Source organism: Actinomycetes bacterium (assembly GCA_036000965.1).
GTDB lineage: Bacteria > Actinomycetota > CALGFH01 > CALGFH01 > CALGFH01 > DASYUT01.
Genome location: DASYUT010000265.1, coordinates 72741 through 89037 on the forward strand (window position 1 = coordinate 72741; position 16297 = coordinate 89037).

The following is a 16297-nucleotide window of genomic DNA, read 5'->3' on the forward strand; positions in this document are numbered from 1 at the left end:
GCCGCACCCGACCAGCCGCCGCACCCGACCAGCCGCCGCACCGGACTGGCCGCCGCACCGGACTGGCCGTCGCACCCGACCAGCCGTCGCACCCGACCCGCCGCGGTTCCCGACCGGGGACGAGACCAGGTCACGACGCGGGCACCGCGCCGGCGAGCACCGGATCGAGGATCGCGACCGTGCGCGCCGCCCCGTCGCCCCGGCGGAGGCGGTCGAACGCCGCCTCGAGGCCGTCGAGGTCGGTGAGGTCGGAGACCCCCGTGGCGAGGTCGAGCAGCCCGTCGGCCGCCAGGCGCGCGAGCTCGGCGACGTCCGCGGCCGGATCCCCGGACCCGTAGTAGGAGCCCTTGAGGCCCTTCTCGGCGAGCAGCTCGATCCCCGGGACCGCCACCTCCACCCCCTTGGGCACGATCCCCACCACCACCGCGGTGGCGCCAGGTCGGAGCAGGTCCCAGGCCAGCCGGACCGTTTCGGGCTGCCCGACCACCTCGAACGCGTGGTCGACGCCGACGCTCGTGAGCCCGAGCGTCGCCGCGACCGGGTCGTCGCGCACCGAGTCCAGCACGTGCGTCGCCCCGGCCGCCAGCGCACGCTCGAGCTTGGCGGGGTCGCGGTCGACGGCGACAATGGGGTCGGCCCGGGCCAGGCGCGCGCCCGCGACGACCTGCAGGCCGACGCCCCCGCAGCCCACCACCGCCACGCTCTCGCCGGGCTCCACGCGCGCGGCGTGACGCACCGCGCCGACGCCGGTCACCACACCGCAGCCGATCACGGCCGCCTGCCACAGCGGCAGGACCGGCGGGATCGGGACGGCCGAACCAGCCGGGACCACGCTGCGCTCGGCGAAGCACGAGACGAAGTTGAAGTGCTTGAGTGGCCGGCCGTCAAGGAGCGACAGGCGCGAGGTCCCGTCGAGCAGGGTCCCCGCCCAGGACCGGCCGGCCGCCGTCCGGCACAAGTTGCGCCGTCCCGCCAGGCACTCAGGGCAGGTGCCGCAGCTCGGCACGAAGCAGAACGCCACCGGGTCACCGGGCGCCACATGACCGACTCCCGCGCCCACCTCCTCGACCACGCCCGAGCCCTCGTGGCCGAGCACGGTCGGCCAGCGCCCATCCCCGAGGTGCCCCTCGGCGAGGTGCAGGTCGGAGTGGCAGACCCCGGCCGCCGCGACGCGCACGAGCACCTCGCCGGCGCGCGGCGGTTCCAGCCGGACCTCCTCGACCACGAGGGGCCTCCGGGCCTCGTGCAGCACCGCTGCCCGCACCGTGCGGGTCTCGTGCGCCACCACCGGACCTCAGCCGACCCGGTAGGGCTCGAGGGCCTCGAGGTCGGGGGTGACGCCGAGGCCGGCACCGGGCGGGGGCGCGATCGTGCCGTCGGCGGCGACCTCGACCGGCTCGGGCAGCAGCCAGTCGCGGCGCTCCGCGGACCACAGCGGTGGGTCGAGCGGCACCTCGACGTACGGGCAGGTCGAGACCGCGAGCGCAAGGTGGAGGTTGGCCACCAGCCCGAGACCGTTGCTCCAGGTGTGCGGCGAGAACATCCTGCCGCACAGGCTCGCCAGGGCGGCGATCCGCCGGCACCCGGCGATCCCGCCGGCGAGCACGGCGTCGGGCTGGACGACGTCGACCCCGCCGCGCAGCACGAGGTCGCGCGCCTCGTGGAGGTGCCGGACCATCTCGCCGGCCGCGAGCCGCATCGACGTGCGGTGTCGCAGCGCCCTGTAGCCGTCGACGTCGTCGGTCCGCAGCGGCTCCTCGAGCCAGTAGACGCCCAGCCGCTCGAGCTGGGCCGCGCACTGCGCGGCCGTCGGCACGTCCCACCGGGGCGTGACGTCGCCGGCCATGCGCCATCCCTGGTTGGCGTCGACCATCAGCTCCACCTGGGAGCCGAGCGCGTCGCGCACCGCCTCCACCACCTCGAGGTCGCGCCGCCAGTCGTGGTGGAAGCGCAGCTTCACCGCGCGGATGCCTCGCTGCTGCAGCTCCTTGACCCGACGCACCCGCTCCTCGGGCTCCACCAGCTCGCCGGTGGACGCATAGGCCACCAGCCGCTCCGAGCGCCCCCCGAGCAGCTGCCACAGCGGCAGGCCGAGCGCCCGCCCGACCAGGTCCCAGACGGCCACCTCAACGGTCCACGGGCGACCGCCGTGGAAGTCCACGGTCTCGCACAGCTCGAGGACGCGCTCGGTCCGCCGCGGGTCCACGCCGACCAGCAGCGCCTCGAGCTGGCGGGCGTCGGGCAGGTGGCCGCCGCTCGCGTAGCCGGCGAGCCCGTCGTCGGCGCGCACCACCACGATGGTGGCGTCGAGCGCCGCGCGGGGCGCCGGGTCCCAGGCGGCCCGGAACGCCGGCTCGAGCCGCGCGCGGTAGCGGCGGGTCTCGACGGCCGCGATGCGCACCCTCAGTCACCCCCACCCTCAGTCGCCCCCGTAGAAGGGCGTGCTCGCGGCCTCGCGGCGCGCCGCCAGCGCGGTGACCTCCTCTGCAGAGGGAGGCCGCAGCGCGTCGGCGAGCGCGCGGAAGGTGGCGCTGCGGCTGGCCTTGCGGACCGCGGTCTCGTCGTGGGCGGCGGGGTCGATCCAGACCGCGACGAGCAGCAGCAGCTCGGCCGCGTCACCAGGGTCGACCATCCCCTCGGCGACCGCGTCGAGCACGCCCTGGGCGATTCCGAGCTGGGCCGCGCCCCAGACGAGCCGGGACTGGGCCTGGTCCTCGAGCGGCGCCTTGTTCACGACCACGGTGGTGGGGCGCACCATCGCCCCACGCTCGAGGCAGGCGATGAACGGCAGGTGCCCGGGGCGCGGCGAAGCGAGCGCGGCCGCCACCGCGGCGCCCGTGGCCGAGCCGCGACGGGCCGCGACGACGTTGACGTGGCTGCCGTTGGGGTCCTCGCCGGCCCAGCCCTCGCCGATGCGCCCGTCCACGGGGTCGGTGCCCATCACGCCTCCTTCACCGGGGTCATGCCTCCTTCACCGGAGTGCCTGCGCCGCCGGCCGGCCGCCGCCGCCGGCGTCGCTGCCGCCGCCGGGGCTCGAGCAGGACCCGGCGCGCCCCGCCCGAGCGTAGCAGCGCGAACGCTGCCTCGACCTCCTCGAGCGGCAAGCGGTGTGAGATCAGGCGGTCGAGCGGGAGGCGCCCCGAGCGGTACAGCCCGAGGATCGTGGGGAAGTCCCGCGCCGGCTGCGTCGAGCCGTACGCGCTGCCGAGCACCCGGCGTTCCATCCGGGGGACCGAGAGCGCGGGCAGGCGCAGCTCGGCGTCGGCGCGCGGGATCCCCACCAGGACCGCGGCGCCGCGCGCGCGCGTCGACAGGAACGCCGCCTCGGCCACCTCGGGCCGGCCGCTGGCCTCGACCGCGTAGTCCACCCCGCCGCCGCTCGCCGCGCGCACCGCCTCGGCGGTCGCCTCAGGGTCGCCGGCCCAGCGCACGGCGTCGGTCGCGCCCAGCGCCAGGGCCGCCTCGAGCTTCTCGGGCGAGACGTCGACGGCCAGCACCGGTGCGGCGCCGGCCGCGACCGCGCCGAGGATGGCGGACAGCCCCACTCCGCCGCAGCCGAGCACGGCGACGCGCTCGCCCGGGCGCACGCCCGCGGTGTTCCAGACCGCCCCGACGCCGGTCGCGACCGCGCACCCGACGAGCGCCGCCACCTCCAGCGGTACGTCCGCGTCGACCGGCACGCACGAGCGCTCGGCCACTACCGCGCGCTCGGCGAAAGTCGACAGCAGCGAGTAGTGGTAGACGGGCTCGCCCTGGCGCGACAGGCGCGGCGTGCCGTCGAGCAGGCCGCCGTGGCCCATGGCCCCCCAGGCCGTGCGGCACAGGTGGGCGAGGCCCCGCAGGCACTCCTCGCAGCGCCCGCACCACGGGATCCAGGAGAGCGCCACCGGCTGGCCGGGACGGAGCGCCACGCCCGGCCCCGCCTGCTCCACCACCCCGGCGCCCTCATGCCCCAGCACGACAGGGCAGCGTGTGGGCGCGGTGCCGTCGATGGCGTTGAGGTCGGAGTGGCACACGCCGCTGGCGTGGAGCCGCACGAGCACCTCGCCCGGCCCGGGCGGGGCGAGCTCGACCTCGGTCACTTCGAGCCTGGCGCCGGTCTCGGGCAGCACGACGGCGAGGACCGTCGTCACGGCCCGGGCTCGGCCGTCACGCTCCCTGTCGCGCCCAGCTGCAGGCGCCGCAGCTCCTCGATGGGGATGTGGCAGCGTATGAGGTGGCCGGGCTCGACCTCGGCCAGCAGGGGCTCGCTCTGCTCGCAGATCGGGCCCAGCTTGCGGGGGCAGCGCGTGTGGAACACGCAGCCCGAGGGCGGGGAGGCGGCGCTCGGGATCTCGCCGGAGAGCCGGATGCGCTCGCGAGTCCCGCCGCGGCCCTGCTCCTGGCCGTGGCCGGTGGCCAGGATCGGCGCCGCCGACAAGAGCGCCTCGGTGTAGGGGTGGTGGGGCCCCCGGAACACGACGTCGGCCGGGCCCACCTCCATCAGGCGCCCGAGGTACAGCACCGCGATCCGGTCGGCGACGAAGCGCACCACGCCCAGGTCGTGGGAGATGAACAGGTAGGTGACGCCCTCGTCGCGCTGCAGGTCCACCAGCAGGTTGAGGATCGCGGCCTGCACCGAGACGTCGAGCGCGGAGGTGGGCTCGTCGCACACCACCACACGGGGCTCCCCGGCGAACGCACGGGCGATGGCCACACGCTGCTTGAGGCCCCCCGAGAGCTGTGCCGGCTTGGCGTCGAGCGCGGGCCGGTCGAGCCGGACCGAGCGCGTCAGCTCCATGATGCGCCGCTCGCGCTCGTCGCCGCGCAGCCCCAGGAGCTTGGCCAGCGCCCGGCCGATGATCCGGTGCACCGAGTGCCGGCGGTTGAGCGAGGAGTCGGGGTTCTGGAACACGATCTGGATCTCGCGCACCTGCTCCGGCGAGCGGTGCACGATCCTGGGATCCAGCGGCGCGTCGTCCAGCTCGACGACCGAGCCCTTGTCGGGTCCGGTGAGCCCGAGCAGCGACCGTGCCAGGGTGGTCTTGCCGCTGCCCGACTCGCCCACGAGGCCGAGCACCTCCCCGCGCCGGATCGCGAGCGAGATGTCGGTGAGCGCCTGCACCTCGCGCCCCTCCTGGTGGAACGTCTTGGACAGGTGGTCCAGCCGCACGACCGGCCCTGCCGCAGCCGGTGCCCCGGCGTCCGGCCGACCGTCCCCGCCCGGGCCCCGCGCGCCGGCGGGGGCCTCCCGCGCCGCCGAGGGCGGACCATCGCCGCCAGGGCCCCGCGCGCCGGCGGGCACCTCCCGCTCGACCGAGACCGGGAGCTCCTGGGCTCGCTCGTGGAAGAAGCAGCGGCTCTGGTGGCCGGCGCCCGTCTCGTAGAGGGCCGGCTCCTCCTGGCGGCAGCGCTCCTCGGCCAGCCCGCAGCGGTCGGCGAACACACACCCCGGGATCACCGCCCCGATGGGCGGGGGGAACCCGGGGATGGTGTCGAGCACGCCCCGGTCCTTGCTGTCGCCCCACTTGGGGACGGCTCGCAGCAGGCCCACGGTGTAGGGGTGGCGCGGGTCGCCGAGCAGCGTGCTGGTCGCACCCTCCTCCACCAGCCGTCCGGCGTACAGGACCCCGATGCGGTCGCACATGCGCGCGATCACGCCGAGGTTGTGGCTGATGAACAGCACGCTCGTCTGGTACTCGCGCCGCAGCGCCGCCACCAGGTCGAGCACCTCCGCCTCCACCGTCGCGTCGAGCCCGGTGGTGGGCTCGTCGAGGATCAGCAGCGAGGGGTTGGCCGCCAGCGCCATCGCGATGACCACCCGCTGCTGCATGCCGCCGGAGAGCTGGTGGGGGTAGCGGCGCATCACGCCAACGGGGTCGGAGATCTGGACCTTCTGGAGCATCGCGCGGGCACGCTGGTGCGTCTCGTCCTTGGCCGTGCCCAGGACCCGGAAGGACTCGGCCACCTGGTCGCCAACCCGGATCGAGGGGTTCAGGGCGGTCCCGGGGTTCTGGTAGACCATCGAGACGGTATGGGAGCGCAGCCGCCTGAGCCCCTCCTCGTCCATGCGGAACAGGTCGGCGCCGTCGATGCGGATCTCGCCCGACGTCACCCGCGCGTTGCGGGGCAGGTAGCGCATGGCGGCGAAGGCGACCGTGGACTTGCCGCAGCCGGACTCGCCGACCAGCCCGTAGGACTCGCCGCGGGCCACCTCGAAGCTGACGCCGCGGACAGCCTCCCGGTCCCTGCCCCGCACGCGGTAGGCGAGCCTGAAGTCCGACACCTCGAGGGCCGGGACGGCCGCGGGCACGGTGGCACCGGGCTCGAGCGGCGCAGCGGCGCTCACCGTTCGAACACCTGGGTGAGCGCGTCGGAGACGAGGTTCACGCCGACGACCAGGCTGGCGATGGCGATGGCCGGGAACAGCGTCGGCCACCAGATGCCGCCCGGGAGGAACCCGTAGTCGTTGAAGATCGTGACCCCCCAGTCCGGCGCGGGCGGCTGGATGCCGAACCCCAGGAACGACAGCGTGGCGATCAGAAAGATCGCATAGCCGAGCCGCACCGTGAACTCCACCAGGATCGGCGCGGTCACGTTGGGCAGGATCTCCACGAACATGACGTAGGGCGCGCGCTCGTTGCGGAGCTTGGCCGCCTGCACGTACTCGAGCTCGCGTTCGGCGAGCACCGCGGCCCGCACGGTGCGGGCGATGATCGGGGTGAACACGAGCCCGATCACCACGATCACCGTGACGTTCGACGGGCCGAGCGCCACCAGCGCGAGCAGCCCGACGACCACCGCCGGCAGCGCGAGGACGGCGTCGACCACGCGCATGAGGATGTCGTCGACTGCGCCGCGGTAGTAGCCCGTCACGAGCCCGATGGCGGTCCCGGCGACCGTGCCGATCGCGGTCGCGAGCGGGGCGACGACGAGGATGCCCCGCGCGCCCGCGATGACCCGCGAGAACACGTCCCGGCCGAGCTCGTCGGTCCCGAACCAGTTGCTCGACGACGGCCGGGCGAGCCGGTGGAGCACGTTGACCGCGAAGGGGTCGTGCGTCTCGATCAGGCTGCCGAAGACCGCGCACACGACCCAGAACCCGACGACCACCGCCCCCACCAGGAAGGTGGGCGAGCGGCGCAGCACGCGCCAGCGCTCCCCGCGGACGGCCCGCCGCCCCTGCCTGCCGCGGACGCTGTCGAGCTCGGCCGAGACCTGTTCGCCGACGCTCATTCCACACCCCTATGGACGCTCATTCCGTGCCCCCGTAGCGGATGCGCGGGTTGAGCAGCGAGTAGCCGATGTCGGCGAGCAGCGTGGTCAGCAGGTACACGATCCCCATCACCATCACCGTGCCCTGCAGCAGGGGGAAGTCCTTCTTCGTGGCGGCCAGGAAGGTCAGCTGTCCGATCCCCTGGTAGTTGAAGATGACCTCGATCACCACCAGCCCGCCGATGAGGTAGCCGGTCTGGGTGGCGACCACCGCGATCGTCGGCAGCAGCGCGTTGCGGAGCACGTGGCGGAAGATCACGGTCCGCTGCGAGATCCCCTTGAGCACCGCGGTGCGGGTGTAGTCGGCGTCCAGCGCCTCGATCATGCCCGCACGGGTGATCCGGGCGATGTAGCCGAACAGCACGAACACCAACGGGATCGCGGGCAGGAGGAGGTAGCGCAGCTGCGTGCCGGGCCCGCTTCCCCTGGGGGCCTGGGCGGTGACCGGGAGCCACTGCAGCTGCACGGCGAACACCAGGATGACCACGATGCTCCAGACGAACTCGGGCACCACGGTGGCGGACAGGCCGCCCACCGTCACGACGCGGTCCACCGCCCGGCCGTGGGAGAGCCCGGCCGCGATCCCGCCGAGGATGCCGAGCGGCACCACCAGCACGAACGCCACGAGCGCGAGCTTGAGCGAGTTGAGCAGCGCCGACCCGAGCAGCGAGGACACGGGGACCTGGAAAGAGAGCGACTCGCCCAGGTCACCACGCACCGCGCCGGACAGCCAGTCCCAGTACTGCACCGCGATGGGCCGGTCCGTCCCCAGCCGCTGGTTCAGAGCGGCGACGGCCTCGGGTGCGGCGAAGGGCCCCAGGATGCGGCGGCCGACGTCACCGGGGAGCACCTGCATCCCGACGAAGACGATGGTCGCGAGCAGCCAGAGCGTCAGCACCGCAAGCCCGACGCGCCGGAGGACGAACCGGCCCATGCCTTACCTCACTCGTTCCTGTCTGATGGCTGTCGCTGGGAACTCATCTACCGGTAGTCCTCGTTCGATGTGGGGGGAGCTCGCTCCCCCCACGGCCCCCCAAGAGCGCCTGTGCCATGGTCGGGGTACTCGGCGAATCCATCGGACAGGCCCTAGGCCAGTTGCCCTGCCTTGGTGAGCCGGATGTGGCCCATGGCCGTTGGCTCCACCCCGGCGATGTTGGTCTGCGTCGCGCTCATGTGGAAGTGGAAGTACGGGAAGAGGACCGGCGACTCATCCAGCAGCAGCTGCTCGATCTTTGCCGCAGCGGCCTTCTGCGCCTGCACCTCGACCGCGGCCACGTACTGCTTGACCAGCGCGTCGTAGTCCTTGTTGTGGAAGTGCGCCGAGTTCCACGGGCCGCTCGAGGTGAGCGGGGCGCTGAGGAACACGTTGGGCACGCCGCGGTGGCCGTAGTCGGTGATCCCCATGGTCGAGTCGAGCCAGGGCGACTTCCCGAACACCGCCGACCCGTAGTAGGTGCTCGGGTTGGTCACGCTGAGGTTGATCGTGCCGCCGACCTGCTGCACCGCCTGCTTGATCGTCTGCGCGAGCAGCGGGATCTCGTAGCCGTTCCAGGTCGCGAGCGTCACCGTGAAGCTGGACTTCCCCGCGTCGGCGAGCAGCTGCTTGGCCTTGTCGACGTCCTTCGCGCGCTGCGCGACGGACGTGTCGGTCGAGGGGAAGACAGGGGCGAACGGCGAGTCGTTGCCCATGTCGCCCTTGCCGCTCAGCAACCCCTGGACCAGCGCCGGGCGGTCCAGCAGCAGGGCGATGGCCTGCCGCACCCGCTTGTCGGTGAAGGGCTCCTTGTCGGTGCGCATGTGCACCTGCCGGTGCGCGGCCGAGCGCAGCTCCAGGACCTTGACGTTGGGGTTGTTGAACAGGGGCTGGCCGGTGGAGGCGGAGAACTGGCTCACCACGTCGAGCTGCTTGCTCTGCAGTGCGAGCACGCGCGGCTGCTCGTCGGCGTAGAACTTGAGCGTGACGGTGTCCAGGATGGGCGACCCCGCCTGCCAGTAGCTGGGGTTCTTCGCGTAGGCCACCTCCGACCCGGTCTTGAAGCTCGTCATCTTCCAGGGGCCCGTCCCGACGAACGAGGTCTCGTACTTGCCGCCGTAGTCGTAGTTGGCCGGCAGGATGATCGTGTTGTAGTTGTCCGAGCTCACCAGGTAGGGGAAGTTCCCGTTCGGGGCGTCGAGGTGGAAGGCCACCGTCTGGTCGTCGACCACCTGGACCCCGGCCGGCTTCAGCACCCCGGCGAACGCCGAGAGCGCGCTCGAGCCCCCCTTGGGGTCGGAGTGGGTCTTGAAGGTCTTTGCAACGTCCTCGGCCTTCAGCGGCTGGCCGTTGTTGAAGGTCACGCCCTGGCGGATCTTGAAGGTCCACACCGAGCCGTCGGCGTTGGGCGACCAGCTCTCCGCGAGGACGGGCTGCAGGTTGAGCTTCTCGTCCGACCAGGTGAGGTACTCGCCGGCCTGCCCGAGCACGGCCAGCCCCCCCTCGTCGGCCACCGTGAGGGGGTTGACGGCCGCCGAGGGGGCGATGATCCCGACGGTCATCGTGCCGCCCTTCTTGACGGCCCCGGTGGCGCTGCTCCCGGTGGTCCCAGGCGTCGACGACCCCCCGCAGGCCGCAGCCAGGAAGCCGAGCACTCCCATCGACATCCCGAGCACCGTCCCACGCCGGATGAACTCCCGCCGCGAGATCCTGCCGGCGACCAGCTCGTCGATCAGGTGGTTGTCGAGCTCGGTCCGGCGGGCCCGAACCTCGTCGACCCGGCGCTGCAACTCCTCCATCGCACACCTCCGGACCCGGAGCCGCACGACGGCTCCGCTCCTCGGTCGCTCGGCCGCGGGCAGGCTCTGCGTGCCTGCTTCCTGCGGAGCTTTCCTGCCAGGGAGAGCCCCTCTCTCTCCTTGAGACGCCGTCCTCGCGGAACGGGATCTTCCTCGTGCCTGGGGAGACTCGCCCTGCCGACGCATAGGATGCCCCTTTCCAGGATGCAGGGGAAGCCCGTCAGCCCCCTGGCGCGTCGCTCATGGAGCCGGCGCCGCACGCAGCGCCGGACCCTGCAGACAGCCCTGGACCTTGCGCGCCGCCCGGGGCCACGCAATCACCCCGAAACGGGATGCTTGACCGACGCTCCAGGTCATCGAGGCGCCCGCTCGAGTCAGGCCGATGCCGCGGTGGCGTCCGACCCGACCACGTCGGCGAGCCGATCCACCTGGTCGACATCGGCGACGGTGGGGTCGAAGACCAGCTCGTCCACGCCGAGCTCCTCGAAGGCCGCGGCCCGCTCCCGGACCGCGGCCGGTGTGCGGGGTGCGCCCATGGCGATCCCCTCCGCCCACTCACCGGCGAACCCGTAGTAGGTGCGCAGGTTGCGGACCGACTCCTCGGTGTGCTCCTCACCCAGCGAGAAATAGGACAGGACGACGATCCGCGGCTGCCCGTCGCCGCCGGCCTGCTCCCACGCGGCCCGAAAGGCCCCGATCACGCCGGCGGCCATCTCCGGCGAGGCCCCCCCGATGGTGTAGCCCGCGCGCCACCGGACCGCTCGTGGCGCCGCCAGATCCGGCCGCCCGCCGATCAGCAGCGGGATGCGGCCCCTCGTGGTCGGCGGGGCGACCGGGAACTGGCTCCCGGGGACCGGCTCGCCCGCCCAGGCCCGGTGGAGCAGTTCCAGGTCGGCATCGAACCGCTTGCCGCGGTCGGAGAACGACCGGCCGGTCAGCTGGAAGTCGTCGGCCCGCGCTCCCACCCCCAGCCCGAGGGTGAAGCGGCCGCCTGAGATCTGGTCGACGCTCGCCGTCACCTTGGCCAGCAGCACCGGGCTGTAGGCGGGTTCGAGGAGGATGTTGGTCAGCAGGCCGATCCGGTCGCTCACCGCCGCCGCCGCGGCCAGGGCCGTGAGCGAGTCGTAGCTGGGATAGGCGACCCGGTCGATCGTCGCGAGCGTGGAGAACCCGCGGTCCTGAGCGCGCCTGGCCCAGGTGAGCAGCAGCTCTCCAGGGACGTCGAGGACGGTGTTCGGGAGGCCGATGCCAATCTGCATGTCCAGTTCCTCCTCTGGCTCCCAGTGGTGACGAGGCCGGCAGGCGGCATTGTCGTCGAAGCGGGACGTCGGGCGGGCCCTCCTGCCTAGCCGGCCCAGCCGCTCATCGGTCGCCCGCTGGCCGTCGAGCTCCGCGGGCGGGCTCGAGGCTAGCCCTCGCCGATGTCCTCGTTCCAGATCTCGGGATGCTCGTGGATGAACCGTTCCATGAGATCCCCGCATTCAGGCGAGTCGACCACGGTGATCTCGACGCCTGACGCCCGGAGCCAATCGACCCCGCCGCGGAAGTGGCGGTCCTCTCCGACGACGACCCGGGGGATGCGGAACTGCCGGATCAGGCCGCTGCAGTACCAGCAGGGGGCCAGGGTTGTCACCATGGTGGTGCCGCGATAGCTCTGCTGCCGGCCAGCCTTCCGGAAGGCGTCGGTCTCACCGTGGATCGAGGGGTCGTCTTCCTGCACTCTCCGGTTGCGCCCCCGCCCCAGGAGCCGACCGTCCGCTGCGAACAGGGCGCCGCCCACCGGCACGCCGCCCTCGCTCAGCCCGATCCTGGCTTCCTCGATGGCGACTGCCAGCATGCGGTCGACTGCTCCCGTTTCGCCCGCCATCAGCGGCCTCCTTGGTGACGCCGTGCGTCGGGGTGGTGGCCCGTCGGGATGGTGGCCCGTCGGGATGGTGGCCCGACGGGGTGGTGGCCCGACGGGGTGGTGGCCCGACGGGGTGGTGGCCCGTCGGGGTGGTGGCCCGACGGAGCCTACCCGGTTGGCTCGCGAGCCTCAGACCGGCAGGTCGAGCAGGCCGGCGGCGTTCGCTCCCAGGATCCGCTCCTTCTCGCCTGTCGAGAGCAGCGGCAGTTCCATGACCAGCCCGACCGTCCGATCCAAGTCGTACCAAGGGAAGTCGGTGCCGAACATGACCCGCTCGGTGCCGATCTCCTTGATCATGTGGGCCAGGTCCTCGTCCGTCGGAGCCTTCGGCGCTCCGGTCCACTCGACGATCTCGCAGAGGTCGAATGCCACCTTCGGGAATGCCCGGGCCAGGCCGAGCGTCTGGCGCCAGCTCCCCCCGCCGAGATGGGCCAGGACCACGGTGAGGCGGGGGTGATGTTCGAGCACGCTGGCGAACGCCTGGGGCTCGGCGAACGGTTCCCCGCCCTTGGCGGACCCGGTGTGGGACAGCACCACCAGGCCCAGCTCCTCGCAGACGTCGTAGACAGGGCGCATGCGCGGGTCGTTCGGCTCGAACCGCTGCGCCACCGGGTGCAGCTTGATGCCGTGGGCCCCCCGGTTCGCCATGTCTCGCAGATGCTCGACGTTCTCGTCGGGTGACAAGGCCCAGGGGTCCACCCCGACGTACGGGGTGAGCTGGGGAACCGGGGCAAGGGCGTCGACCAGCCACCGGTTGGCGGCGCGGAACCGCTCGGCCATGGTCGTTTCGATCTCGGCCACGGCCGCGGCCCGGTCCTCGCCTTGGAGGTCCTCCGGCAGCATCGCCACCGCCTCTTCCCGGAAGAGGTCCACACTCAACAGGTTCACGGCGATGCCGTGGCTGAACCCGGCCTCATCCATGGCCACGAGCGCGTCGCCGACCGTCCCGCTGGAACGGCTGAACGTGACCCCCTGCTTCTCTCCGTACTCCCAGATCTCGTAGCCGGCCTTCCACCAGTCTCCCGACTCCGCGGACGGATACAGGTGCATGTGGACGTCGACTCTGAGGGGGTCCGCCATCTCGCCTCCTCACGCGCCGCCGACGGCCCTGGCCGCGGCACGCCGTTCGGCCCGGGCGTCCCGCCACCGGGGCTGGTCGCAGATCCGGCCGAGGGACTCCACAACGACGTGGGCGGCCAGGTACGAGGTCAGTCCCGTGCGGACGTCGAGCAAGGGGTTGACCTCGACGAGGTCGAGGCCGATCACCTCGGTCCGCTCGGCCACGGCGAACATGGCGTCCCGCAGCTCGGCGTAGCTCATGCCATTCGGCTCCGCCGAGACGCAGCCCGGGATGAGGGACATGTCGAGGACGTCGATGTCGACGCTGACATAGCACCGAGCCCCCTGGGGGATCCCGTCCAGCACCGAGTCGACGGGGCGATCCCGGAACTCCTCCATGGTCACGACCCGGTTGCCGTCGTGGAGCGAGTCCTCGTGCATCGTCTCCGTGTTGCGGATGCTCCGGATCCCTACCTGGTTGATGGACCGCACGTTCGGCATCAGGCGGATGTGCCGGAACGCGTGCTGGTTGGTGAACTCCAGCCCGTGGATGAACGGCATGTAGTCGATGTGCGCGTCGAAGTGGACGACGTGGAAGGGCTCCTTTCCCTCGAACGCCCGGACCACCGGGAACGTGATCGCGTGGTCACCGCCCAGGGCCACAGGCATGGCCCCGCGCTCGATCACCTTGCGGGTGAGCCCGGTGATGTTGGCGAAGGTGTCCACCACGTTGGTGGGGAGCACGTCAGCGTCGCCCACGTCCACGATCCGCTGCTCCGCCATCTCCCGCTCGAGGAACCGCCGGCGGGCCTGGGGGTCGTAGTAGCCGCGGCCGTCGGTGACGAACCGGAGCGAGTGCTCCCGGATCGAGCGGGCACCGAACCGGGACCCCGGCATGAAGGGCGAGCCTTCGTCGGTCGGTACGCCAAGGACCGCGATGTCGGCGTCGAGGCTGTCCAGGTCGGTGCAGACGGCCGACCCGAGGAACGAGGGGATCCCGGCGAACGGGAAGCTCGCCCGGCCGCCGTCGCCGTCAGCCAGTTCCATCCTGTGACCTCCTTGCCGAACGTGGACGCGCTGTGGACTATGCTGCCGTGACGCCGCCGCTGGCCGGGGAGCCCATGAGGAACGAGTTCGTCCTGGTACCGGCCGGCGAGGCCCGGGTGGTCCACGTGGCCTCCGGCGGGCGGTTCCGCGTGGTCGACGTCGAGGGCGGACAGGTCGTGGACCTGTTCGCGTTCGCCGCCGACGACGTCGGGGAGTACGCCAGCGCCGAGCACACCAGGGTCTCGGTGAACCGGCTGTTCCCGCGGGTGGGCGAGGCGTTCGTCACGAACCGGCGCCGCCCGGTCCTCTGGTTCGAGGAGGACGACTCCCCCGGGGTGCACGACATGCTGTGCGCGGCCTGCGATCCTGTCCGGTACCGGCTCCTCGGCGTGGACGGGTGGCATCCGTCCTGCCAGGAGAACCTCCAGCGGGTGATGGCCGGGCTCGGCCACGACCGGATCGAGGTGCCCCAGCCGATCAACTTGTTCATGGCCGTGCGGGTCGAGCCGGACGGCTCCTTCACCTGGAGCTCGGCGCCCACCAAGGCCGGGGACGGTGTCGTCCTGCGCGCCGCGCTCGACTGCGTCGTCGTGGCGTCCGCGTGCCCGCAGGACCGCAACGAGATCAACCACTACCGGCCAACGCCCATCGGCATCGAGCTCCTCCAGCGGCTCCCGACTCCGGGAAGCTCGTAGTCTCGAGCCTGCCCGGGGCGGTGAGCACCGCCGCGCGGATCATGCCCCGGTGAGCCGGTCGCCGCCTACGAGCCGGCCACCGTCGGGGGCGCCGCCATCTCCTGTACAGGGGCCACCACCCGGCCCCGCATCCCGACCAGGTAGACGGCGCCGCCGACCGCCATGCCGACCAGCCAGGACAGGTCGGCGCCGGAGAGGACGTTCTTCGAGATGAAGCCTTGGAGCGGCGTCACCAGGCCGAACTCGAACAGCCAGCCGGCGAGCAGCCCGAGGATGAAGGCCCCGATCCCGACCCAGTTCACGTCCCCGTAGGCGCTCCGGCCGGGCTCCGCGTAGAGCTGGTCCACGTCGATTCGCTGCTTCCTGAGCAGGTAGAAGTCGGCCAGGACCACCCCTGCCCACGGCGACATCCACAGGACCAGCCCGACCATCCAGTTGTCGAAGCTCTGGGCGAACGAGGGTGCGCGCAGGAAGTAGAGGGTCACCGCGTAGCCGACGACCCCGGCCAGGAGCCCCAGCGCGAACCGCGAGGCGCGGATGCCGGCACTGACCGCGGCCAGGGCCGAGGAGTAGACGTTGAGGATGTTCGTGGCCACCGGCCCGTGCAGCACCATCAGCATGACCAGCACGGCCACGACGCCCCCGAACACCGACGTCACGAGCTTCGACGGGTCGGTGGACTGGCTGACGCTGGCGATGGTGGCGCCCAGGACCGCCAGCCACACCGTGGGGATGAACATCCCGATGTAGCTGTACCAGAACACCGATCTCGAGGGGATCCGCCTGGGCACGAAGCGCGAGTAGTCGGACGCCCAGGTCACCCAGGAGATCCCCCAGCCAACGCCGATGGCCGTGATGAGTCCCGTGATGGCCGAGAAGTGCGCCCCCCCGGTCAGCTTGGTCGTCAGGCTCCAGTTGACGACCCCCGGCCGGGACCAGGCCAGGACGCTCATGAGCAGCATGATCGCCGCTGTCACCGGGACGGTGTACTTCTCGAAGGTCCGGATCAGGTAGAAGCCGTACACCCCGATCCCGACCTGGATGACCATGATGACGGTCACGACGATGAACTTGACCGCAAAGGTGTCCTTGACCCCGAAGTGGCCGAGGATCGCCACGGCGAGGAGGACCGGGAAGTAGGTGTTGACCCCGATCCAGCCCATCGTCATGAGGAACTGCATCCACGACGACAGGTAGCCGCCCCGCCGGCCGAACGCCGAGCGGGACAGGACCATCTGGTTCACGCCGGTCTTGTGGCCCATCACCGTCATCGCCGCGAAGATCGCGCAGCCGATGAGGTTGCCGAGGACCACGATCAGCACGGTCTCGACCAGGCCGAGGCCGAGCACGATGCCGAGGGCCCCCAGGATCCAGTTGATCGGCGCGATGTTCGCCCCAGCCCAGATCCACATCTGCTGCAGACCGGTCGAGTCCTTGTCCTGCTCTGGGATCGGCTCGATGCTGTGCGCGTCGAGCTTCACCTGCGAGGTGATCGCTTCTGCCATGTCCCCTCCGGATGTCCCCCCGGTCCAAGGTTGGCCGGGTCCCGATCGGATCGGCGGGG

The 16297-nt window shown here is 72.1% G+C and carries 14 protein-coding genes; 1 reads left to right on the plus strand and 13 read right to left on the minus strand.

The window, feature by feature from the left end; all coding sequences use genetic code 11:
* Positions 1-130: 130 nt before the first annotated feature.
* The 12 genes from VG276_23335 to VG276_23390 form a co-directional block, all read right to left on the minus strand.
* The gene (locus tag VG276_23335) at positions 131-1285 is read right to left on the minus strand and encodes an alcohol dehydrogenase catalytic domain-containing protein (protein ID HEV8652243.1); all 1155 of its coding nucleotides are present in this window, start codon (positions 1283-1285) and stop codon (positions 131-133) included.
* A gap of 9 nt (positions 1286-1294) precedes the next feature.
* Positions 1295-2401 carry a mandelate racemase/muconate lactonizing enzyme family protein gene (locus VG276_23340; GenBank protein HEV8652244.1) on the minus strand — a complete coding sequence of 369 codons (1107 nt, stop codon included), beginning with the start codon at positions 2399-2401 and terminating at the stop codon, positions 1295-1297.
* A gap of 18 nt (positions 2402-2419) precedes the next feature.
* A complete protein-coding gene (locus tag VG276_23345; GenBank protein HEV8652245.1) occupies positions 2420-2941 on the minus strand; it encodes a formaldehyde-activating enzyme in 522 nt (173 codons plus the stop codon).
* Positions 2942-2960: 19 nt separating this feature from the next.
* Positions 2961-4133 (minus strand): alcohol dehydrogenase catalytic domain-containing protein, encoded by a 1173-nt coding sequence (locus tag VG276_23350; GenBank protein HEV8652246.1) that lies wholly within the window; start codon positions 4131-4133, stop codon positions 2961-2963.
* The gene (locus tag VG276_23355; protein HEV8652247.1) at positions 4130-6292 is read right to left on the minus strand and encodes an ABC transporter ATP-binding protein; all 2163 of its coding nucleotides are present in this window, start codon (positions 6290-6292) and stop codon (positions 4130-4132) included. The genes VG276_23350 and VG276_23355 overlap by 4 nt, the downstream gene beginning before the upstream one ends.
* 32 nt (positions 6293-6324) lie before the next feature.
* Entirely contained in the window at positions 6325-7215 is an 891-nt protein-coding gene (locus VG276_23360; GenBank protein ID HEV8652248.1) for an ABC transporter permease, read from the minus strand.
* Between the two features lie 19 nt (positions 7216-7234).
* Positions 7235-8188, minus strand: a complete 954-nt coding sequence (locus VG276_23365; GenBank protein HEV8652249.1) for an ABC transporter permease — start codon at positions 8186-8188, stop codon at positions 7235-7237.
* A 152-nt stretch (positions 8189-8340) separates the two neighbouring features.
* On the minus strand, positions 8341-10026 hold the full coding sequence (locus VG276_23370; protein HEV8652250.1) for an ABC transporter substrate-binding protein: 1686 nt from the start codon (positions 10024-10026) through the stop codon (positions 8341-8343).
* A gap of 374 nt (positions 10027-10400) precedes the next feature.
* Positions 10401-11285: an LLM class flavin-dependent oxidoreductase gene (locus VG276_23375; GenBank protein ID HEV8652251.1), complete on the minus strand. Its 885-nt coding sequence runs from the start codon at positions 11283-11285 to the stop codon at positions 10401-10403.
* A gap of 149 nt (positions 11286-11434) precedes the next feature.
* Positions 11435-11893, minus strand: coding sequence for a nucleoside deaminase (locus VG276_23380; protein ID HEV8652252.1), 459 nt, complete (start codon positions 11891-11893; stop codon positions 11435-11437).
* Between the two features lie 168 nt (positions 11894-12061).
* Complete coding sequence (locus tag VG276_23385; protein ID HEV8652253.1) at positions 12062-13012, minus strand: amidohydrolase family protein; 951 nt, start codon at positions 13010-13012, stop codon at positions 12062-12064.
* Positions 13013-13021: 9 nt separating this feature from the next.
* Positions 13022-14038, minus strand: a complete 1017-nt coding sequence (locus VG276_23390) for an arginase family protein (GenBank protein HEV8652254.1) — start codon at positions 14036-14038, stop codon at positions 13022-13024.
* Positions 14039-14112: 74 nt separating this feature from the next.
* Here VG276_23390 and VG276_23395 point away from each other — a divergent pair, with 74 nt between their 5' ends.
* The gene (locus tag VG276_23395) at positions 14113-14733 is read left to right on the plus strand and encodes an urea carboxylase-associated family protein (GenBank protein ID HEV8652255.1); all 621 of its coding nucleotides are present in this window, start codon (positions 14113-14115) and stop codon (positions 14731-14733) included.
* A gap of 65 nt (positions 14734-14798) precedes the next feature.
* Here the strand turns inward: VG276_23395 and VG276_23400 are convergent, their stop codons facing one another.
* Positions 14799-16238 carry a cytosine permease gene (locus tag VG276_23400; protein HEV8652256.1) on the minus strand — a complete coding sequence of 480 codons (1440 nt, stop codon included), beginning with the start codon at positions 16236-16238 and terminating at the stop codon, positions 14799-14801.
* Positions 16239-16297 lie beyond the last annotated feature (59 nt).

Bases quoted from the DNA above. Each gene is read 5' to 3' on its own strand.
- VG276_23345 (HEV8652245.1), bottom strand. From the start codon at position 2,941: ATGGGCACCGACCCCGTGGACGGGCGCATCGGCGAGGGCTGGGCCGGC.
- VG276_23360 (HEV8652248.1), bottom strand. From the start codon at position 7,215: ATGAGCGTCGGCGAACAGGTCTCGGCCGAGCTCGACAGCGTCCGCGGC.
- VG276_23365 (HEV8652249.1), bottom strand. From the start codon at position 8,188: ATGGGCCGGTTCGTCCTCCGGCGCGTCGGGCTTGCGGTGCTGACGCTC.
- VG276_23370 (HEV8652250.1), bottom strand. From the start codon at position 10,026: ATGGAGGAGTTGCAGCGCCGGGTCGACGAGGTTCGGGCCCGCCGGACC.
- VG276_23375 (HEV8652251.1), bottom strand. From the start codon at position 11,285: ATGCAGATTGGCATCGGCCTCCCGAACACCGTCCTCGACGTCCCTGGA.
- VG276_23380 (HEV8652252.1), bottom strand. From the start codon at position 11,893: ATGGCGGGCGAAACGGGAGCAGTCGACCGCATGCTGGCAGTCGCCATC.
- VG276_23385 (HEV8652253.1), bottom strand. From the start codon at position 13,012: ATGGCGGACCCCCTCAGAGTCGACGTCCACATGCACCTGTATCCGTCC.
- VG276_23390 (HEV8652254.1), bottom strand. From the start codon at position 14,038: ATGGAACTGGCTGACGGCGACGGCGGCCGGGCGAGCTTCCCGTTCGCC.
- VG276_23395 (HEV8652255.1), top strand. From the start codon at position 14,113: ATGAGGAACGAGTTCGTCCTGGTACCGGCCGGCGAGGCCCGGGTGGTC.
- VG276_23400 (HEV8652256.1), bottom strand. From the start codon at position 16,238: ATGGCAGAAGCGATCACCTCGCAGGTGAAGCTCGACGCGCACAGCATC.